We start from the raw sequence: 19,296 nt of genomic DNA, 5'->3' as shown, positions 1-19,296 counted from the left end.
ATGCGCACGTTTTGCATGATCGCCGCAGGGCTTCTCGCAGGCCTGTCCCTGCCATCTGAGGCGCAGGATGCCGCCGCAGGCCGCAAGGTCTTCACCGGCTCGTGCGCGGTGTGCCACGGCACGAAGCCCGGCGAGAAGAAGATGGGGCCCAGCCTCTTTGGCGTGGTGGGCCGCAAGGCGGGCTCGGCCGAGGGCTTCCGCTTCTCGCCCGCACTCACCAAGGACGGACGGAAGTGGAACCCGAAAAGCCTGGACGCCTTCCTTGCCAACCCGCGCAAGGAAATTCCCGGCACGCGCATGGCCTATGCGGGCCTGCGCAATGCCGAGCAGCGCAAGGCGCTTCTGGCCTATCTTGCGACCTTGAAGTGACGGACTAGTTCGCAGGAAATTCGGAAGAAAGTAGATTTTCCAAGGCGTCATCACCCCTTGACCCCAGAACCGGCGACCTCATCTCTCTCAACCAGAGCTGTTCGAGAGCCTTGAGGTCGCTGGTATGGGGAGCCCGAGGGCGATGGCCCTCGGAACTATTCTTCAGGCTTCCGGAACCTGATAGATCGCCAGGATCTGCCGCGTCACCTCGTCCAGGCTGAGGCGCCCTGGGCGGTACCAGTTCCCGGCCGAGTTGATCGTGGTGAGCAGCAGGATCCGGTAGAGCGCACGGTCGATGTGTGCGGGCAGCGGTGTGGCCTCCACGAGCTGCGCAAAGAGCGTCTCGAAGGCATCGCGCCGCTCGATCAGCTTGGCCCGCACGGTGGCGGGCACCGCGCGAAAATCGTTCATCAGCGGCAGTGTCAGCGACGCCGGATCAAGCTGGATCGCGATCAGCACCCGGCAGGCCGTTTCCAGTCTCCGGGCAGGATCGGTGATCGGTGCGATGGCGCTGCGGATCGCCTCTTCCGCGCCGCGCAGGGCATCGTCGTGGACGCGGATGAAGAGCGCGTCCTTGCTCTTGATGTAGTGGTAGAGCGAACCGCCCAGCAGGCCGACCTTTTCCCCGATGTCGCGAATGCTGGTCGCCGCATAGCCCCGCTCGGCAAAGAGCGCGGCCGCCGCGGTCAGGATTGTCTCTTCGCGCGAGGGATCGCGCGAGGAAGGGGGAGCCGGGTTCGCCATGCCCTGCTGGGTGGCGAGCGCAGGAGGACAGTGCAAGCGCAAAATGGCGAAAGGGCCCGCCCCCGGGTCTGTTATTCCACGACGAGGAAGTAGCGGGCGAGGTCCTTGCCCTGGTTGCGGATCTCGATGACGTAGCGCTGGGTGAAGAGGGGCACCCACTGGCAGGCGCCGTTGTTTCCCTCGCACACGGCGCGGGCATTGCGATCCAGGACCCGCAGGGACAAGGGCGCCTTGCCGGGAGAGGAGAGGGCAATGCGCGCCTTCTCCCCGGAGAGAAAACCTGTTCGAACTGCTCGGCCTTGCCGCCCGTGACCTGCCCGCTGCGGTAGCCCGGGCCGAGCGGGCTGCCGCGGTAGATCGGGGCGGGCGCGGATGTGGCCGGGGCAACGGTTCGCCACAGGGGCACCGGGTCTTCGCCCGGCCACTCGGCAATCGGATGGGCGCGGGCACGCTCGATCACGGCCAGTGCGCTCTCGAGCCTGTCGGGATCGTTCCCGGCGTGGGCCTGCGCGGCCTCGGACAGGGCCAGGGCGACGACGCCGCTGACACTGTCGGGGGCTGTCTGGGCTGCGGCACCTTGTGCCAGGGCAATGGGCGCAAGGCCCAGCGCCAGACCACCCAGGATGGCCGTACGGGTCTGTCTGCCAAGGGCTTCGAACAGCAAAGGAGTGCGCCTGGACAAGCTCATGTCGTGGTCTCCGGTGTCACGGTGAAGCAGGCGCCCTGTGGGGTGTTGACGAGGGCGATCTCGAGATGGTGGCGCTGGGCAATCGCCCGGCACAGCGTGAGGCCAAGCCCTGCGCCGTTGCCTTCCGGGTGCTGTCCGGCGCGGGAAAACTTCTCGAAGACCTGCTCGCGTTGCCCTTCGGGGATGCCCGGACCGTCATCGCGCACGGTGAGCCGGGGGCCGGCCTCGAGCGCCAGCGTGATCGTACCCCCTTTCGGCACGAACTTGAAGGCGTTGTCGAGCAGGTTGGTGATGAGGCGGGTAAGGGCCATTTCCTCGCCGGGAATCACGACGTCCGGCTCGATGTCGAGGATGAGGGCATGCCCGGTTTCCTCGGCGCTGTCGGCGTAGAGTTCGCCAAGGCGCTGGGCGATCTCGGACAGGTCGACAGGGACAAGGCCGTGCCGGTCGCCGCGCCGGGCCTGGCTGGCGGCAATGTCGAGGAGCGACTCGAGCATGCGGATGATGCGCCGGATCTCGCTGCGCGCGCTGGCAATGCGCCGCGCGGTTTCCGGGTCCGGGGTCGCTGCGAGTGTTTTCACCAGCCGGTTGTCGAGATGCATCAGCGGCGTGCGGATCTCATGGGCGACGTGGTCGGTCGTCTCGCGGTTGGCGCTCGCTAGGCGGCGCAGGCGGGCGAGCGCGTTGGCCGAGTGGCGGGTCAGCTCGCCAATCTCGTCCTCGTTCTCCAGATGGCGCGACAGCGCTTCGAGCGCGGCGTCGTCGGGCGTGCGAAAGGCGGTGTTGAGGCGTTCGATACGCGTGGCGAGGCGGCGCACGGCGATCAGGCCGGTCAATGCGACGGCGGCCACGATGATGAGCCCGCCAGCGAAGAAGACGAAGCCGACCTGACGGCGCAAGGTATTGAGATCGCGGGCCTCGTGCGCGACCAGAAGGCGCAGGTTCGGGCCCAGTTGGGTAACCCGGCCATAGGCGTGGCGGTTGCGATCAACCGCGATCTTGCCGGTCTGGGAAAGGCTGGCGTGAAGGTCTGGCCAGCGCGTGAGGTCCCCGGCCAGCCGTTGTCCCTGTCCTCCAATCAGCATGTAGTGCGTCAAGGTGCCCTTGCGCGGTTCGAGAGCGATACGGTCGGCGATGCGGTCCTGCAGTTCAGGCAGGCCGTTGCTGGTGTAGATGTCGACGAGCCCGGCCATATCGACGTCGACCGCGCGTTCGAGCGCGATCTGGTTGGCGCGTGAAATGGTCGTGTCGGTCAGGATCCAGAGCACGAAGGTGATGCTGAGCGCGCTGAGACAGGCCAGCACCACGATCCGCGAATAGATCGAGTGGCGCAAGCCAAGGAGCTTGATCACCGGCCTTCGAGCAGGCGGTAGCCTGCGCCCCAGATGGTTTCGAGCGCGGGGCTGTCGAAGCCCTCCTCCAGTTTGCGGCGCAGGCGCCCGATGTTGACGTCGACGACGTTGGTCTGTGGATCGAAGTTCATCTTCCACACGTCGCGCAGCAGCATTTCGCGGGTGAGGACTTCGCCCGCGTTCTCCATGAAGTAGCGGAACAGTTCGAACTCGCGCGGGCTGAGCGAGAGGTGGCGGTTGGCCCGGAAGGCGGTGCGCGCCTTCACGTGGCACTCGAACGCGCCGTAGAGGATCACGGCGCTGTGCGCGCGGCCCGAAGCGCGGCGGTGCAGCGCGCGCAGGCGGGCCAGCAGTTCCTCGCTCTCGAAGGGTTTGGCAAGGTAGTCGTCCGCGCCGCCGTCGAGCCCTTCGGCCCGGTCGCTGGTGCGCCCGAGGGCGGAGAGCATGAGGACGGGCGTGTCGATGCCGCTCTCGCGCAGGCGCGCCAGGATGGTAAGACCGTCGAGATCGGGCAGCATGCGGTCCAGGATGATGACGTCGAAAGGCTCGGCGCCCGCACGCTTGAGCCCGTCGGTGCCGTTGTCGGCCCATTGCACGACGTCGCCGCCTTTCGCGGCCAGATCGCGGACCTGCCGGGCGGCGCGGGCGTCGTCCTCGACGTAGAGAATGTTCAGTCCGGCCATGTTCCCGTTTCCCGCTTGCCGGGAGTCCCGAATTTCAAAAGGATACCCTAGCCCGGTCGCCTTCGCGCGCAAATGACGAAGGCTGTGAGAATTAGCCTTGCCGCGATTGCGCGCAAGGGGTCAGGCGCTCACCGCCATGTTGTCGATGAGGCGCGTGGTGCCCAGCCGGGCGGCCACGAGCAGGCGCATGGGGGCGCCAATAGGGGCATCGAGCGGAGCAAGGCTGGCCGCGTCACACAGCTGCGCATAGTCGATGGGTCCGAAACCCGCAGCTGCGAGTTCGTCGGCAAGTGCGCCGAGCGCGCTCGCCGGAGCTTCTCCTCCCTCGATCCGTGCAATGGCGGCCTTCATCGCGGCGGGGAGGGTGGCCGCCCGGGCGCGCTCGTTGGCAGAGAGGTAGGCGTTGCGCGAGGACATCGCGAGCCCGTCCGCCTCGCGCACGATGGGAACGCCGTGAATCGCGGTGACGTGGGGGCGGGTGAAGTCCAGGTCGCGGGCCATGCGGCGGATGACGGCCAGTTGCTGCCAGTCCTTTTCGCCAAAGAAGGCCATGTCCGGTCCGACCTGATTGAAGAGCTTGGCGACGACGGTCGCAACGCCGTCGAAATGGCCCGGCCGCGCCGCGCCGCACAGGCCTTCGCTCACGCCCGTAACGCCGATCGAGGTGGCAAATCCGTCCGGGTACATGGCGGAGACCTGCGGCGCCCAGAGGAGGTCCACACCCTCCTCCTCGAGCAGCCGTGCATCGCGTTCAAGAACGCGCGGATAGGCGTCCAGATCCTCATTTGCGCCGAATTGCAGCGGGTTGACGAAGATCGAGACGGCCACCGCATCGGCGCGGCGCCGGGCTTCGCGCACCAGTGTCAGATGGCCTTCATGGAGCGCGCCCATGGTCGGGACCAGCGCCAGCGTGCCGTTCGCGCGCAATCGGGCGGTGGCACTGCGCAGTGGATCAAGGGCGTGCACGGTTTGCATTGGCAAGGACTGCTCCGATAGGATACCGCCAACCCGAGGCGGCCACGTGACCACGCCCATAGCGGTACAGGTCATGGGGCGGCAATGGGTTGAAAACAGGGGAAGGTGCAAAGGCGGTCTTGGCCGCCCGGCGCCAGCAGAAAGAGCGAAATCAGGATCCGTGACAGCGCATCGTATCGTCTTCGCAAACGAAAAGGGTGGGACGGGCAAGTCCACCACCGCCGTTCATGTGGCCATCGCGCTTGCCTACCAGGGGGCCAAGGTCGCCGCGATCGATCTCGATCCGCGCCAGCGCACCTTGTACCGCTACCTCGAAAACCGGGTCGAGACCGAGCAGAAGCGCGGTATCGCGCTGCCGGGCGCGCGTTTCTCGGTCTATGACGGGGAGGACTTCAACGAGCTTGACGACCTCGCCGAGCAGATTGCGGAAGGCTATGATTTCCTGATCTTCGACACGCCGGGCCGCGACGACGCCTTCGCGCGCCACGTCCCTCGACCGCGGACACGCTGGTCACCCCGCTCAACGACAGTTTCATCGACTTCGACCTCATCGGCCAGGTCGAGACCGAGACCTTCAAGGTCAAGAAGCTCTCGTTCTACGCCGAGGTGATCTGGGAGGCGCGCAAGAAGCGCGGGGTCAAGTCGATCGAGCAGGGCGCGCGTGAGCTTGACTGGGTGGTCGTGCGCAACCGCATGCAGCACGTCGAGGCGCGCAACATGCGCCGCATGGACGGAGCTCTGCAGGAACTGGCGCGCCGCGTCGGTTTCCGCATCTCGGGCGGCCTGTCCGAGCGCGTGATCTTCCGCGAGCTGTTCCCCTCGGGCCTGACCCTGCTCGACAAGGGGCATCTGGGTGAACTGGGTACCAGCCACTTGGTCGCCCGTCAGGAACTGCGCGGTCTGGTGAAGGGCCTCAATCTGCCCCGTCCGGGCCGCACCGAGGCACCCGCTGTCCTGGCGCCCGGCCGATGAAGTTCCTCTGGATCATCGTCCTGGCCGCGATTGCCTGGCGGATGATTCTGGGGCGCTGGCCCTGGCAGACGCTGGGGATCAGTCACTGGCCCGACAGTCCGCCCAAGCGCCGCACATTCGCGCAGCGGCAGGCGCAGGAGCTGCTGGGCCTGAAGGACGGGGCCAGCCGCAAGCAGATCCTGGAGGCGCACCGTCGTCAGGTGGCGCTGGTCCACCCTGATCGCGGTGGCTCGAGCGAAGAGGTCCACGCCGCCAATGCCGCACGCGACACGTTGCTGTCCGCGCTCGGCGACACGGGGGCGGAGGACACGGAGCGCTGACCATGGCGCTTGCCCCGGGGCCGCTCCACCCGCGCGGGGGGCATGTCTTCGACGCCTCGCTCCTGCGCGCCTACGACGTGCGCGGCATCTATGGCGCGACCCTGTTCGAGGCCGATGCCTACGCTCTGGGGCGCAGTTTCGGCTCTGTCGTGCGACGTGGATCTCCTGTCGAGACCCCGAAGGTGGTCGTCGGCCGGGATGGCCGTCTCAGTTCGCCGCAGCTCGAGCAGGCTCTTGTGGAGGGCCTTTGCGAGAGCGGCGTTGCCGTCATCCGGATCGGTCTTGCGCCCAGTCCGATGCTCTACTTCGCGGAGAGGTCATTGGAAGATGTGGAAGGCGGCATTGAGGTAACCGGCAGCCACAATCCCGCCGATCACAATGGCTTCAAGATAGTACTTGGCGGGCGTCCCTTCTTCGGGCCGGACCTTGCGCAGCTGGGCGGCATGGCTGCGCGCGCGGACTGGATGGAGGGGGAGGGCGCCGTGGAAGGGCGCGATGTCGTACCGGATTACATCGCCGCGCTGCGCGGCGGGCTCGGCCAGGCGGACCCGGATGCGCTCTCGCGCCTGCGGGTCGCGTGGGATGTAGGCAATGGCGCTGCCGGTCCCCTCGTTGAACGCCTGTGCCTGCAGTTGCCCGGAACCCACCATGTCCTGCACTCCTGTGTCGATGGACGGTTTCCCAATCACCATCCCGATCCCACTCTCCCGGAAAACCTGACAGACCTTCAGGCGCTCGTCGCGGCGAAGAGCCTCGATTTCGGAGTTGCTTTCGATGGCGACGCGGACCGGATCGGCGTCGTCGACGGGCAGGGGCGGATTGTCTGGGGGGACCAGCTGCTGGCGCTTCTGGCGCGCGACGTTCTGGCGCGAAATGCAGGAAAAGACGGCGGTGTGCACCCTTCGGTCGTGGGGGATGTGAAGATGTCCGCGACCACGTTCGCACAGATCGAGGCCGCGGGCGGAGTGCCGGTCATGGCGCCATCCGGCCATTCGCACATCAAGTCCACAATGAAGGAGACGGGGGCGATTCTGGGCGGTGAGATGAGTGGCCACCTGTTCTTTGCCGACCGTTACTTCGGGTTCGACGATGGCATCTACGCAGCGGTACGGATGATGGCGCTGGTGGCGCAGGGCGGACGCTCTGTCGCCGATCTGCTCGACAGCCTGCCGCGCACGTTTGCGACGCCGGAGCTGCGCTTTGCCGTGCCGCCGGCGCGTCGCACGGCCGTGGTGGCCGAAGTGGGGCAACGTCTGGCTCAGGAGGGGCACGAGCCGGTGACGCTTGATGGTCTGCGCCTTGATGGGCCCGATGGCTGGTGGCTGCTGCGCGCATCCAACACGCAGGACATGTTGACCGCGCGCGCGGAAAGTACCTCCGAAGAGGGATTGGCACGCCTTGTCGCGCAGATCGATGCGCAACTGGCGCTATCGGGTATCGTCCGGCCGCGCGAGGCCTGAGAAGCGGCGCGGGGAACCGGCCCCCGGCGCAGGGATTGCACGAGAGGTCAGGCGGCGGAGTAGGAAAGAGGATGGCCGAGCAGGCAGTACCCCCGGAGATCACGGCGTGGTTCGCAGGCCGCGACTGGCGCGTGCGGCGCCACCAGGCCCAGATGCTGGAGGCCGCCGATGCCGGACACCATGCCCTGCTCGTTGCCGATACCGGCGCGGGCAAGACGCTCGCAGGTTTCCTGCCCACGCTTTGCGACTTCACACCGTCGCGGCTGAAGGAAACGGCGCCGCCCGAAGGGTTGCACACGCTGTACATCTCGCCGCTCAAGGCGCTGGCGCATGACGTTCAGCGCAACCTGATCGCCCCGATCGAGGACATGGAGCTGCCGATCCGCGTCGAGACGCGCAGCGGCGACACGCCGTCGGATCGCAAGGCCCGCCAGCGCGCCCGGCCCCCGCATGTGCTGCTGACGACGCCCGAATCGCTCTCGCTGCTGCTGAGCTATCCCGAAGCGGCGGAGATGTTTGCCAGCCTGCGCCGGGTTGTGATCGACGAGGTCCATGCCTTCGCGGCGGGCAAGCGTGGCGATCTGCTGGCGCTTTCGCTGGCACGGCTCCAGGCGCTGGCACCGGGGCTGCAACGTGCGGCGCTTTCCGCGACGCTGGCCGATCCCGATGCCTACCGGGGCTGGCTCGCGCCCTGGGGTGACCTCGATTCGGTCGCGCTTGTCGAAGGCGAAGCGGGGGCGGCTCCACTCGTCGAGATCCTGGTGCCCGAGGACGCGCGCATCCCCTGGAGCGGGCACGCGGCCACCTGGGCGATCCCGCAGCTCATGGAGCGGATTGCCGCGCATCGTACGACGCTGATCTTCACCAATACCCGCTTCCTTGCCGAGTACATCTTCCAGGAACTGTGGAGTGCGAACGAGGACACGCTCCTATCGGCATCCACCACGGCTCGCTGTCCAAGGAGGCGCGGCGCAAGGTGGAAGGGGCCATGGCGCGGGGCGAATTGCGCGCTCTTGTCTGTACCGCCAGTCTCGATCTCGGCATCGACTGGGGCGATATTGACCTTGTCGTGCAGATGGGCGCGCCTAAGGGCTCCTCGCGCCTTTTGCAGCGGATCGGGCGCGCCAACCACCGGCTCGACAGCCCGAGCGAGGCGCTGCTCGTGCCGGGCAACCGTTTCGAGTTTCTCGAGGCCTTTGCGGCCCAGGAGGCGGTCCGGGAGGGCCAGCGTGATGGCGAGGGTTTTCGGCCGGGCGGCCTCGACGTGCTGGCCCAGCATGTCATGGGCCGGGCCTGTGCGGGGCCGTTCACCGAGGCCGAAGTGCTCGATGAAGTGCGCTCCAGCGCGGCCTATGCTTGGGTGGACGCGGCCGTTCTGCAGCGCGTGCTCGAATTTGTGGCGACCGGGGGCTACGCGCTGCGGGCCTACGACCGCTTCCGGCGCATCGTGAAGGACCGCGATGGGCTTTGGCGCCTCACCCACCCCGAGCATGCGGCGCGCCATCGCTTGAATGCGGGCATTATCGTCGATTCCGAAATGCTCGAGGTGCGCTTTCGCAACGGACGCTCTCTGGGCAAGGTCGAGGAAGGCTTCGGGGCGAGCCTGGAGCCGGGCGATACCTTTCGCTTTGCCGGGCTCGATCTTGAGGTCGAATCGCTCAAGGACCTCGATCTCATCGTGCGCGCGGCGAAACGCTCGGCCACGATCCCCAGTTACATGGGCCAGCGCATGCCGATCTCGACGCATCTGGCAGGACGTGTCCAGGCGATGCTGGCGGACCGTGCAGGCTGGGCGCGGTTCCCCGACGATGTACGTGAATGGCTGGAAGTGCAAGACTGGCGCTCGCACCTGCCTGCGCCCGGGCGGCTGCTGGTCGAGAGCTTCCCGCACCGTGATCTGGCCTATACCGCGTTCTATACTTTCGAGGGCTGGAACGCGAACCAGTCGCTGGGGATGCTCATTACCCGGCGCATGGAGGACAGGGGGCTTGGGCCGCTGGGCTTCGTGGCGACGGACTATACGCTTATCGTGTGGAGCCTGAAGGCGGTGGCAGAGCCCGCCGCGCTGCTTTCACCCGATATCCTGACCCATGAATTCGTCGACTGGGTGCAGCAGAGTTATCTCCTGCGGCGGGCCTTCCGGGAGGTGGCGGTTATCTCCGGCCTGGTCGAGCGCCAGCAGCCGGGTAAGCGCAAATCGGGGCGGCAGGTCACGTTCTCGACCGACCTCATCTACGACGTGCTCTCGAAGTACGAGCCTGATCACGTGTTGATCGAGGCGGCCTGGGCCGATGCGCGCGCGCGGTTGACCGACGTGGCGCGGGTAGGGGACCTGCTCGAACGCGCGGCGCGGGAAATCGACCATGTCCACCTGGAGCGGATCAGTCCGCTGGCGGTCCCGGCGCTCTCCATGATCGGACGCGAGAGCCTGCCTGCAGGCGCTGCCGACGATGATCTCCTGTTCGAGGCCGAGACGCTGGCGGGGCTCGCCATGCAGGTGGAGCCCACGACCGAGGATCCCGAGGCCTTGTGATCGCGCGCTCTCGTGAGCAGACATGAAAAAGGGGCGGATTGCTCCGCCCCTTGATCTGTGCTCGCAAGAGCTCGGTATCGGTTCAGCTTACTTGCTGAATTCGGCGAACTGCTCGTTGCCGACGAAACCGAACTTCGAGACGTTCGATCCCTTGATGATCTGCAGCACCTGGGCCGACAGCTCGTAGCTGGCGTTCGGCTCAGGCTGGAACTGAAGTTCCGGCTCGACTTCGTACTGAAGCGACTGCTGAAGCAGGTTCAAGAGGCCGCCGCCGTCCACCGGAGTGCCGTTCCACAGGATCTCGTCGTTCACGGTGAGAACGACCTTGTTGCGGATCGGATCGACCGGCGGCGGATTATTCGGCGTCTGCGAATTTACCGGCAGGTCGATGTTGATCGCGTGGGTCGCGACCGGGATGGACATGATGAACATGATGAGGAGGCAGAGCATGACGTCGATGAGCGGCGTCGTGTTCATCTCCATCATCGGCGCGCCGTCTTCCTTGCCGCCTGACATAGCCATGAGGGTGTTCTCCTGTTCTTGCCGGGGGCTTAGTTCGGGTCGATCGGGTTGGTGATGAAGCCAACCGTCGGGTAGCCCGAAATCTGCACGTTGTAGATCGTGCCGGCCACGCAGCGCCACGGGGCTTCCACGTCGCCGCGGATGTGCACCTGGGGCACCAGGTCCGGGTTCGCCATGAGGGCCTCGGGGCCGCCCGCACGCTTGACGATGCCGTCAAGGCGCTTGAAGGCGCGGTCACGAAGTTCCTCGGCCGAGACCGGGGTGATGTTGTTGAAGTAAACGCGGCACTCACCGTTGCGCGATGCGCCTTCGTAGCCCGGTTCACCTGCACTGCGGCCGCCAGCATCGGTCGTCGACACCGTGAGGAGAAGGTTTTCGACCTTGTCCTTCGATTCGACGGCCTCGATCACCGGGATACGCAGCTTTTCGATCGTCTGGATCGCGACCGGAACCGCGATCAGGAAGATGATCAGAAGCACCAACATGACGTCGACGAGCGGCGTCGTATTGATGTCGGACATCGGTGTCTCAGCACCGCCTCCGCCCGAAGATATCGCCATAGTCTTATCCTAATCCTTGCGTTGCCTTGGGGAAGGCGACGTGCAGCGCATGCATAGTACTGTCGCCGCCTTTGGGTCCCCGGAGGTTGCGGGACCAGCGAGGCCGGTCCCGGAAGCCCGGACTGATTACGACTTGGCCGGAGCCGGCTTGGCCGGAGCAGCGGCCGGCTTCTTGGCAGCCGAAGCGGTCGAGGTGATCGGCTTAACGGCACCCTTCGAGGTGATGTAGGCAAGAACGTCGCTCGAGAAGCCGGTCAGCAGCTCGGCGATGCGCTTGTTGCGAGCCTGGAGGTAGTTGTAGGCAAGCACGGCCGGAACGGCGACGAGCAGGCCGAGTGCGGTCATGATGAGAGCTTCACCAACCGGGCCGGCGACCTTGTCGATCGAAGCCGAACCGGCAAGACCGATGGCGATCAGGGCGCGGTAGATGCCGACAACGGTACCGAACAGACCGATGAACGGAGCGGTTGCACCGACGGTGGCGAGGAACGGAAGACCACCGGCGAGGCGGGCGTTGATCGACGCTTCCGAGCGCGCGAGCGAGGCGTGCAGCCAGTCGTGGGCTTCGAGTTCGTCGGTCATCTTGGCGTGCTGCTCTTCAGCAACGATGCCGTCGTCGACGAGCTGGCGCCATGCGCTGTTCTTCTCGAGCTTGGTGGCGCCGTCCTTGATGGTCGGGGCCTTCCAGAACGAGCCGCCAACGGCCTTGTACTGGCGGAAGATCTTCGACTGTTCGAACCACTTGGTGAACAGGATGTAGAACGAACCGAACGACATGATGCCGAGGATCACGACGGTGGCGTAGGCGATGAAACCGCCCTGTTCGAGGGCTTCGGCGAAGCCGAACTTGTTCTGCGGCGCGGCTTCGCCGGCGGCGGCAAGGATATCAACGATAAGCATGCGAATTACCTCTCAAGAAGAATGCAGGATTATAGGGCCGTCTCACGCCAGGGGCGGGGCCCTGTATCAATGGGCTTAGTTGAGCTGGTAGACGATCGTGGTCGAGTAGCTGCTCGAAATCGGGTTGCCGGCTGCGTTGAGCGCCGGATCGAAGCGCGCATAGCGCTCCATGCCGTCGCAAGCTGCTTCGTCCAGATCCGGGCTACCGCTCGAGCTGGTGACCTGGCAGCCGCTGGCGCGGCCTTCGGTCGTCACCGTCACGCGAACACCCACACGACCTTCACGACCCTCACGCGCGGCGCGGCTCGGGTAGTTGCGCTGGATCTGCGCGGCCCAGCGACCCTGGCTTTTCGTGGAGGCACCACGTGCCTTCGAAGGAGCCGGGGGAGCAGGCGGTGCCGGCGGTGCCGGCGGCGCAGCCGTGGTGATCACGGCGGGCGGTGCAGGCGGCGCGGTGATCACGGTCTGAACCGGCGGCGGAGCCGGCGCGATGTTGATCGGCGGCGGCGGCGCCACGATGGGCGGCGGCGGCGTATCCGGCTGCGGTTCGGGAGGCGGCGGCGGGGGCTCTTCCTCCTTCGGGGGTTCTTCCTTGATATCCACGGTGGTCACTTTGCTGATGACCTTCTTAGTTGCCTCATAGGCAAGGCCCGAGATCAGCGCATAGCCGATGAACACATGGATCAAGGCGACGATGACAATAGTGGTAAGTTTACTACCACTCATTTGCTGGTCAGCGTAAGCCATTCAGACGCATCACTCCATTACCAAGCCCCGGGCATGTACGAAAAAGCACATGTCCAAGGGCGCCGATGGCCCTCGCTGCACGCGAAGCCCATGACGAAATTCGAAATTACCCACCCTGACGGCTGACAGTCCACCTCGCGATTGTCACGCAACAGCAAGGCTTACCGCGGAGCATGTTTGTTTTATCGCCCCGTTTTGCAGTTTTCTTAGCGTTGAAGGTGCCCCTGCGCAACGCCCAATCGCAGAGCGTGGGGTTAACCTCCAATTAAGCTGCATTACCCGCATGGTGCATCGTGAGATGGATTGCCGCAAGGCTTTTCACGTCTCATAAGATTGCGATTTTGTTACGGAGTCTGATTTCATGCCTGCTGTGCGACGCCCTTTTACGATGGGTCTGGCCGCTTTGAGTTTCGTTTTTCAGGCTGGGCCCGCACTTGCGGCGAACCCGCAGTCTCCGGGCGCGGACGTGACCTTTGCGGACCTCGCCGATCTGGCCGATTCGGCCCCCATGGTGGTCGAGGCGCAGGTGACCCGGATGACCCGTCTCGGGGCCGAACGCGCACCGGGTCTGGCTCCGGGAATCGGGCGATTCTATGTCGAGGCGGATACCCGCGCCTTGCTCGTCGGCAATTCGCCGATTGGCGAATCATTGCGCTATCTTGTCGACATGCCCCTCGATTCCCGTGGCAAGGGCGAGGACCTGAAGGACCAGATGGTCATTCTCTTTGCACGCGCGGTGCCCGGGCGTCCGGGCGAGGTCCAGCTGATCGAGCCGGATTCGCAGCTCCTGTTCACGCCGTCGCTCGATGGCAAGCTGCGCGGATTGCTGCGCGAGACGGTCGCACCCGATGCGCCAGGCGAGATCACCGGTGTGCGCGAACTGCTCTATGTGCCGGGGGCGCTGGCCGGGCAGGGTGAGACTCAGATCTTCTTGAATACCAAGGACGGTTCGGCCGCCTCGATCACGGTGCGCCATGAACCGGGCAGGCCGGTTGCCTGGGGCGCCTCGTTCTCCGAACTGGTGGCCGATGTCACGCAGCCCCCCGCGCCCGAAACGCTGGAATGGTACCGTCTGGCCTGCGCGTTGCCGGAGTATCCCCCGCAGGGGGCCAATATCTCGCAGGGGTATGATGCGAAGCGGCAGGCGCAGGACGATTATCGCGCGGTCCGTCGCCAGCTGGGGCCGTGCACGCGCAACCGCTCCTGAGGTTGTGCGCGTCACGGCGCGCGAAGGCCGGTCTGCGGGCAAAGGGCAGGGCGCATGCGCAAGGCGCTGGAAAATCGCGTGCAGCTGTCCTAGGGCCCGGGACCGAAAGGGGACCCGATGACTGAACCGCTGAAGATCGCACTTGCAGGCCTTGGAACCGTGGGGACGGGCGTTGTCCGTCTCATCGAGACGAATGCGCAGCTGATTGCCCGCCGCGCCCGGCGCCCGGTGCAGATTACCGCCGTCAGCGCGCGCGACCGCACCAAGGATCGCGGCGTGGACCTCTCCGCCTACGCCTGGGTCGACGATCCGGCCGAGCTCGCGACGCGAGAGGATGTCGATGTCGTGGTGGAAATGGTCGGCGGCTCGGACGGCCCGGCGCTCGCCATTGCGCGCACCGCGCTGGCCCATGGCAAGAGCCTGGTCACCGCGAACAAGGCAATGCTGGCGCATCATGGCCTGGAGCTCGCCGAAACCGCCGAGAAGGCGGGCGCGGCGCTCAAGTTCGAGGCAGCGGTTGCGGGCGGTATTCCGGTCGTCAACGGATTGATCGATGGCGCGGCGGCCAATGCGGTTGAGCGCGTCTACGGCATTCTCAACGGCACCTGCAATTACATCCTCTCCACCATGGAGGACACCGGGGCCGACTTCGGTGACGTGCTCGCCGACGCGCAGCGCCTGGGCTATGCCGAGGCCGATCCGACCTTCGATGTCGAGGGGATCGATGCTGCGCACAAGCTCTCGCTGCTCGCGTCCATCGCGTTTGGCGCGCGGCTTGATTTTGACGCGGTCGAGTGCGTGGGCATCAGCCAGGTCAAGGCGGCCGACATCGCGCAGGCCCAGGACCTGGGTTATGTCATCCGCCTGATCGGCATGAGCGAGGTCGACACCGCAGAAGGCTCTCCGCGCCTGTTCCAGCGCGTGCGGCCCTTCCTCGTCCCGACCGGCCACCCGCTGGCCAATGTCGATGGGCCGACCAACGCGATCGTCGCCGAGGGCAATTTCGTCGGCCGCCTCCTGTTCCAGGGTGCGGGCGCAGGCGATGGGCCGACCGCGAGCGCGGTCGTGGCCGACATCATCGATATCGCGCGCGGCGAGAAGGGCCCGGCCTTCGCGATGCCCGTGGCCGAGCTGGAAGTGATGGAGCCGGCGGCCTCCGGGCACCGCGTCTCGAGCTTCTACATCCGCTTCACCGTGCCCGACCGTCCGGGCGTCCTGGCCGAGATCACCGCTGCCATGCGCGATGCGGGCGTCTCGATCGAGAGCATGATCCAGAAGGGCGATCCTGACCAGGACGGCGAGGTCATCCTCGCCATCGTCACGCACCCGGGCCCCGAATCGGGCGTCGTGGAGGCGGTGCGCATCCTCGATGGGTCGGCCAGCCTGATCGCGCCGCCGCTGGTGATGCAGATTCTGGGCAGCTGATCGGCGCCGGGTCTTCGCGGCCCGGTCCCATGCCAGGACACGAAAAGGGGCGCGCCATGTCCGTGGCGCGCCCCTTTTTCGCTCCGTGCCATTCGTGGCGGGGCCGCGGGTCCTAATTCACCCGCAGGCGCCCCTTGGCGATCTTGTCCGCGTCCGAGCCTTCGGGCGCTTCGGGGATGGTGGAGAGGTCGATGATGAGTGGCTGCTCGGGTGGGCAGGGGCCGACCACGCACATGCCGCCTGCCGTCGCCTTGCCCTTGAAAATGCCATCGCCTGCGACGTCGGGCGCACGCAGGCGACCATCGTCGGTTCCGGCAGCGCCGGTAGGATCGTCCTCGGCGGTGGAGGGGATGCGGAACTCCTCCTCGTCAGGCGCGCACACGATGATCTCGCCCTGGCGGATCGTGCGCAGGCAGGCCCGGCGCGAGCGGTCGCGGGTGATCCGTCCGCTGTTGCCCAGCATCTTTTCCGCAATCGCGCGGTCCGCGTCGGAAACGTCGGAAACGGCGGGATTATCCCCTTCCTGGCCGAGCGCCGAGGTCGGGACGAGCGCGGCAAGCGCCAAAAGCACAGTTCGTCTTCTCGACAACTCAGGTTCCTCTGTTTAAGGCAGGCAAACCTTTCCTCCACGGATTAATCCGGAGTGAACATGTCTGAACATACCCCTGCCAGTAAAGTCCTCGATCGCGTCCTCGTCCTCGAAATGGTGCGTGTGACCGAAGCCGCGGCAATATCCGCGTCCAAGCTTGTTGGGCGCGGCGATGAAAAGGCGGCCGATGCGGCGGCTGTCGAAGCCATGCGCAAGGCTTTCGACGAACTCTACATGGACGGCACGGTCGTTATCGGTGAGGGCGAGCGCGATGAGGCGCCGATGCTCTTCATCGGCGAGAAGGTGGGCGGCGCTCCGGGCAAGGGCCCCAGGATCGACATCGCGCTCGATCCGCTCGAAGGCACCACCATCACCGCCAAGGCCGGTCCCAACGCGCTGGCCGTTCTGGCGGCGGCCGAAGAAGGTGGCCTGCTCAACGCGCCCGATGTCTACATGGACAAGATCGCGGTGGGCCCGGGCTATCCCAAGGACGTGATCAGCCTCGAGAAGAGCGCGACCGAGAACGTCAAGGCGGTTGCGGCGGCCAAGGGCGTGGAGCCGGGCGACATCATCGTGTGCGTGCTCGACCGTCCGCGCCATGCCGACCTCATCGAGGAGCTGCGTGGCCTGGGCTGCGGCGTGGTGCTGATCGGCGATGGCGACGTGGCCGGTGTCATCGCGACCACCGACGAGAACACCAACATCGACATCTACATGGGTTCGGGCGGCGCGCCCGAGGGCGTGCTGGCGGCGGCGGCTCTTCGCTGCGTGGGCGGCCAGTTCAACGGACGCCTCCTGTTCCGCAACGATGACGAGCGTTCGCGCGCCCGCAAGTGGGGCATCGAGGACCTCAACCGCATCTACAAGCTGGAAGACCTCGCCAAGGGCGACTGCATCTTCGCGGCGACGGGTGTGACCGATGGTTCGCTGCTCGATGGCGTCAAGCACTTCAAGAATGGCAAGCTGACCACCGAGAGCGTGGTCATGCGCGCCAGCTCGGGCACGGTGCGCTGGATCAAGGGCGAGCACACGATCTGAGCGCAGCGTTCTGACAGCTAACGAAAAAGGCCGGTTCCACGCAGGTGGATCCGGCCTTTTTGCTGAAAGGGGCACGCCGCGCGCAGCCGTTCACGACGCGCAAAAAAGCGGGGCGTCTCTATTGCATTTGGGTGACGGGTCACTAAGGGCGGGCGCGTTCTGGCCTCACGAGTGGCATTTTTCGGGGATTCGCAATGAAGATCATGTCGGGTAACAGCAACCTTCCGCTGGCGCGCGCGGTTGCCGCCTATCTGGAGCTGCCGCTGACCGATGCCAGCGTGCGTCGTTTCGCGGACGAGGAAATCTTCGTCGAGATCCACGAGAACGTGCGCGGTGAAGACGTCTTCGTCGTCCAGCCGACCAGCTACCCGGCCAACGACAACCTGATGGAACTGCTGATCTGCATCGACGCGCTGCGCCGTGCCTCGGCGCGCCGCATCACCGCAGTCGTTCCCTACTTCGGCTACGCCCGCCAGGACCGCAAGCCCGGCCCGCGCACGCCGATCTCGGCCAAGCTGGTCGCCAACCTGATGACCGAAGCCGGCGCCGACCGCGTCCTCTCGGTCGATCTGCACGCTGGCCAGATCCAGGGCTTCTTCGACATCCCCACCGACAACCTGTTCGCAGCCCCCGTGATGGCCGCCGACATCCAGGCCCGCTATGGCGACCAGTCGCTGATGGTGGTTTCGCCGGACGTGGGCGGCGTGGTGCGCGCCCGTGCGCTCGCCAAGCGCCTCGACAACGCGCCGCTCGCGATCGTCGACAAGCGCCGTGACCGTCCGGGCCAGTCGGAAGTCATGAACATCATCGGCGACGTCCAGGGCCGCGCCTGCATTCTCATCGATGACATCATCGATTCGGGCGGCACCCTATGTAACGCGGCGCAGGCGCTGATGGACCAGGGCGCGGCGAGCGTCACGGCCTACATCACCCACGGCGTGCTTTCGGGTGCGGCGGTTTCGCGCGTGAACAACTCGGCGCTCAAGGAACTGGTCATCACCGATTCGATCCAGGCGACCGAGGCCGCGCAGGCTTCCGACCGTATCCGCATCCTCACCATTGCCCCGCTGCTGGGCGAGGCGATTCGCCGCATCGCGGACGAAAGCTCGGTCTCGAGCCTGTTCGACTGATCTATCTGCGCAGAAGGCCCTCAGGCGGGGGCCTTCTGCCAGGGGCGTGCATCGCCCGGAGCGATCCGCTTGAGGTCTTCGAGGCGCCGCGCCTGGCGGGCCTCGAGCGACAGCGTCAGCAGCGGCTGCGCCGTTGCGGCAAACTGGCCCGGCGAGACCCCGAAGAGATCCGCGAATTCGTGGATCAGGTGACTTTCATCGTAATAGCGCAGCATGATCGCTTCGGCTTCGGAGCGGTCGCCCACCCCGCGCAGGTGGCTGGCCATGTCGAGCGCGCGGGCGCGTCGCAGGACCTGCTTGGGCGGTAGCCCGTAGTCGCGCAGGATCACCCGTTCCAGTCGCCGCCGATCCACCCCGCAATCGCGCGCAGCCTGCGCCACTGTCATCGAGGGCGTGCGGTAGGCCAGTTGCTCGAACTGGACCGAGATCGGGTCGGGTACGGCGCCCCCTGTTTCCTCCACCCGTTCGCGAAACAGGTCTTCCAGGGCTCGCGCCCAGTCTTCGGGAGTCCCTTCAGGTGCGAAGCGGGCGAGAAGTTCGTCTTCGGGAAGGCCAAGGTCGCCCGTGCGCACCAGCCGGTTGACGATCTCGCCCAGTGGTACGCCTTTGAGTGCCGTGCTGGCACCGGGCCGGATGGCAACGCCGATGTTGGTGAAGCTCCCCGAGACGCGGACGGGCATGGGATGGGTCTGCGGGCCGAATAGGCAGGCGGAGCGTTCTGCCTCTTCCCAGCCATTCGCGGTCTTCGCGGCCCAGCGCCCCGCAAGCTGCAGACGCAGGCAGGCGATGTCGTTGAACTGGCTGCATTCCAGGGTGTAATCCGGGGGCAGCACGACCTTGCTGATGTAGATCCGTCCAATCCACGGCGCCAGATCACGCGAAGGTCCGCGATTGTAGGACATCGGTTGTCCCGCAGGTGTGACGCCGAATTCGGGAACGATAAGGGGATTGAAGGCGGGCGCCTTTTTCTGAACCAATTCCTGCCTCTGTCTTATGCTCCCTCGGCTTGGGCCTACTCGCGGATTCGGTGAGCGACAAGCGCCAATCACGCGCGCTTGGTTGCACCTGTGTCTTGACCTTGC

18 protein-coding genes and 2 pseudogenes are annotated in these 19,296 nt (G+C 66.0%); 9 read left to right on the top strand and 11 right to left on the bottom strand.

The features are described 5' to 3' along the window. Positions 1–369, top strand: coding sequence for a c-type cytochrome (locus MBENS4_RS04865; RefSeq protein ID WP_039389149.1), 369 nt, complete (start codon positions 1–3; stop codon positions 367–369). A 162-nt stretch (positions 370–531) separates the two neighbouring features. Here MBENS4_RS04865 and MBENS4_RS04860 read toward each other — a convergent pair whose 3' ends face one another. The 5 genes from MBENS4_RS04860 to panC form a co-directional block, all read right to left on the bottom strand. Then, on the bottom strand, positions 532–1,149 hold the full coding sequence (locus tag MBENS4_RS04860) for a TetR/AcrR family transcriptional regulator (RefSeq protein WP_242404781.1): 618 nt from the start codon (positions 1,147–1,149) through the stop codon (positions 532–534). 35 nt (positions 1,150–1,184) lie between these two features. Continuing rightward, positions 1,185–1,337 carry a hypothetical protein gene (locus MBENS4_RS25680; RefSeq protein ID WP_159108016.1) on the bottom strand — a complete coding sequence of 51 codons (153 nt, stop codon included), beginning with the start codon at positions 1,335–1,337 and terminating at the stop codon, positions 1,185–1,187. Between the two features lie 460 nt (positions 1,338–1,797). Continuing rightward, entirely contained in the window at positions 1,798–3,153 is a 1,356-nt protein-coding gene (locus tag MBENS4_RS04850) for a sensor histidine kinase (protein ID WP_052322000.1), read from the bottom strand. Next, positions 3,150–3,836 carry a response regulator transcription factor gene (locus tag MBENS4_RS04845; protein WP_039389145.1) on the bottom strand — a complete coding sequence of 229 codons (687 nt, stop codon included), beginning with the start codon at positions 3,834–3,836 and terminating at the stop codon, positions 3,150–3,152. Before MBENS4_RS04845 ends, MBENS4_RS04850 begins: the two co-directional genes overlap by 4 nt. A 120-nt stretch (positions 3,837–3,956) precedes the next feature. Then, positions 3,957–4,811 (bottom strand): pantoate--beta-alanine ligase, encoded by an 855-nt coding sequence (gene panC, locus MBENS4_RS04840; RefSeq protein ID WP_039389143.1) that lies wholly within the window; start codon positions 4,809–4,811, stop codon positions 3,957–3,959. 160 nt (positions 4,812–4,971) lie between these two features. On the opposite strand from panC, the pseudogene MBENS4_RS04835 reads away from it, so the two are divergent. The 4 genes and pseudogenes from MBENS4_RS04835 to MBENS4_RS04820 all read left to right on the top strand — a co-directional run bounded on the left by MBENS4_RS04835 (position 4,972) and on the right by MBENS4_RS04820 (position 10,096). After that, a pseudogene (locus MBENS4_RS04835) lies at positions 4,972–5,783 on the top strand (division plane positioning ATPase MipZ). Further along, positions 5,780–6,103, top strand: a complete 324-nt coding sequence (locus MBENS4_RS04830; protein ID WP_039389141.1) for a J domain-containing protein — start codon at positions 5,780–5,782, stop codon at positions 6,101–6,103. Before MBENS4_RS04835 ends, MBENS4_RS04830 begins: the two are co-directional and overlap by 4 nt. A 2-nt stretch (positions 6,104–6,105) precedes the next feature. After that, entirely contained in the window at positions 6,106–7,563 is a 1,458-nt protein-coding gene (gene pgmG, locus MBENS4_RS04825) for a phosphoglucomutase/phosphomannomutase PgmG (protein ID WP_052321999.1), read from the top strand. 71 nt (positions 7,564–7,634) lie between these two features. Beyond that, positions 7,635–10,096: pseudogene (locus MBENS4_RS04820) on the top strand (ligase-associated DNA damage response DEXH box helicase). A gap of 87 nt (positions 10,097–10,183) precedes the next feature. Here MBENS4_RS04820 and MBENS4_RS04815 read toward each other — a convergent pair. From MBENS4_RS04815 to MBENS4_RS04800, 4 genes are all read right to left on the bottom strand, one after another. After that, complete coding sequence (locus MBENS4_RS04815) at positions 10,184–10,618, bottom strand: ExbD/TolR family protein (RefSeq protein ID WP_039389140.1); 435 nt, start codon at positions 10,616–10,618, stop codon at positions 10,184–10,186. A 29-nt stretch (positions 10,619–10,647) separates the two neighbouring features. After that, a complete protein-coding gene (locus MBENS4_RS04810) occupies positions 10,648–11,178 on the bottom strand; it encodes an ExbD/TolR family protein (RefSeq protein ID WP_199904341.1) in 531 nt (176 codons plus the stop codon). A gap of 126 nt (positions 11,179–11,304) precedes the next feature. Beyond that, positions 11,305–12,078, bottom strand: coding sequence for a MotA/TolQ/ExbB proton channel family protein (locus tag MBENS4_RS04805; protein ID WP_039389137.1), 774 nt, complete (start codon positions 12,076–12,078; stop codon positions 11,305–11,307). Between the two features lie 75 nt (positions 12,079–12,153). Beyond that, positions 12,154–12,825: an energy transducer TonB gene (locus MBENS4_RS04800; RefSeq protein WP_039389135.1), complete on the bottom strand. Its 672-nt coding sequence runs from the start codon at positions 12,823–12,825 to the stop codon at positions 12,154–12,156. Positions 12,826–13,228: 403 nt separating this feature from the next. On the opposite strand from MBENS4_RS04800, the gene MBENS4_RS04795 reads away from it, so the two are divergent. Then, a complete protein-coding gene (locus MBENS4_RS04795; RefSeq protein WP_242404780.1) occupies positions 13,229–14,032 on the top strand; it encodes a hypothetical protein in 804 nt (267 codons plus the stop codon). Positions 14,033–14,149: 117 nt separating this feature from the next. Further along, positions 14,150–15,457, top strand: a complete 1,308-nt coding sequence (locus MBENS4_RS04790; RefSeq protein WP_039389131.1) for a homoserine dehydrogenase — start codon at positions 14,150–14,152, stop codon at positions 15,455–15,457. Positions 15,458–15,569: 112 nt separating this feature from the next. Here the strand turns inward: MBENS4_RS04790 and MBENS4_RS04785 are convergent, their stop codons facing one another. Then, entirely contained in the window at positions 15,570–16,028 is a 459-nt protein-coding gene (locus MBENS4_RS04785) for a hypothetical protein (protein WP_242404779.1), read from the bottom strand. A gap of 78 nt (positions 16,029–16,106) precedes the next feature. Between MBENS4_RS04785 and glpX the strand changes: the two genes are divergently transcribed. Continuing rightward, positions 16,107–17,084 (top strand): class II fructose-bisphosphatase, encoded by a 978-nt coding sequence (gene glpX / locus MBENS4_RS04780; RefSeq protein WP_039389129.1) that lies wholly within the window; start codon positions 16,107–16,109, stop codon positions 17,082–17,084. A 194-nt stretch (positions 17,085–17,278) separates the two neighbouring features. Continuing rightward, entirely contained in the window at positions 17,279–18,214 is a 936-nt protein-coding gene (locus tag MBENS4_RS04775; protein ID WP_039389128.1) for a ribose-phosphate pyrophosphokinase, read from the top strand. A 20-nt stretch (positions 18,215–18,234) separates the two neighbouring features. Here the strand turns inward: MBENS4_RS04775 and MBENS4_RS04770 are convergent, their stop codons facing one another. After that, entirely contained in the window at positions 18,235–19,116 is an 882-nt protein-coding gene (locus MBENS4_RS04770) for a helix-turn-helix domain-containing protein (RefSeq protein ID WP_239026318.1), read from the bottom strand. Positions 19,117–19,296: the final 180 nt, after the last annotated feature.

The sequence above is a fragment of the Novosphingobium sp. MBES04 genome (assembly GCF_000813185.1).
In the GTDB taxonomy this organism is placed as follows: Bacteria; Pseudomonadota; Alphaproteobacteria; order Sphingomonadales; family Sphingomonadaceae; genus Novosphingobium; species Novosphingobium decolorationis.
Note: the sequence above shows the minus strand (reverse complement) of the source record. Positions and strands in the feature narration are given on the sequence as shown.

Coding starts and splice junctions, on each gene's coding strand:
- MBENS4_RS04865 (WP_039389149.1), top strand. CDS start 1: ATGCGCACGTTTTGCATGATCGCCGCAGGGCTTCTCGCAGGCCTGTCC.
- MBENS4_RS04845 (WP_039389145.1), bottom strand. CDS start 3,836: ATGGCCGGACTGAACATTCTCTACGTCGAGGACGACGCCCGCGCCGCC.
- panC (WP_039389143.1), bottom strand. CDS start 4,811: ATGCAAACCGTGCACGCCCTTGATCCACTGCGCAGTGCCACCGCCCGA.
- MBENS4_RS04830 (WP_039389141.1), top strand. CDS start 5,780: ATGAAGTTCCTCTGGATCATCGTCCTGGCCGCGATTGCCTGGCGGATG.
- pgmG (WP_052321999.1), top strand. CDS start 6,106: ATGGCGCTTGCCCCGGGGCCGCTCCACCCGCGCGGGGGGCATGTCTTC.
- MBENS4_RS04815 (WP_039389140.1), bottom strand. CDS start 10,618: ATGGCTATGTCAGGCGGCAAGGAAGACGGCGCGCCGATGATGGAGATG.
- MBENS4_RS04810 (WP_199904341.1), bottom strand. CDS start 11,178: ATGGCGATATCTTCGGGCGGAGGCGGTGCTGAGACACCGATGTCCGAC.
- MBENS4_RS04805 (WP_039389137.1), bottom strand. CDS start 12,078: ATGCTTATCGTTGATATCCTTGCCGCCGCCGGCGAAGCCGCGCCGCAG.
- MBENS4_RS04800 (WP_039389135.1), bottom strand. CDS start 12,825: ATGGCTTACGCTGACCAGCAAATGAGTGGTAGTAAACTTACCACTATT.
- MBENS4_RS04790 (WP_039389131.1), top strand. CDS start 14,150: ATGACTGAACCGCTGAAGATCGCACTTGCAGGCCTTGGAACCGTGGGG.
- glpX (WP_039389129.1), top strand. CDS start 16,107: ATGTCTGAACATACCCCTGCCAGTAAAGTCCTCGATCGCGTCCTCGTC.
- MBENS4_RS04775 (WP_039389128.1), top strand. CDS start 17,279: ATGAAGATCATGTCGGGTAACAGCAACCTTCCGCTGGCGCGCGCGGTT.
- MBENS4_RS04770 (WP_239026318.1), bottom strand. CDS start 19,116: ATGTCCTACAATCGCGGACCTTCGCGTGATCTGGCGCCGTGGATTGGA.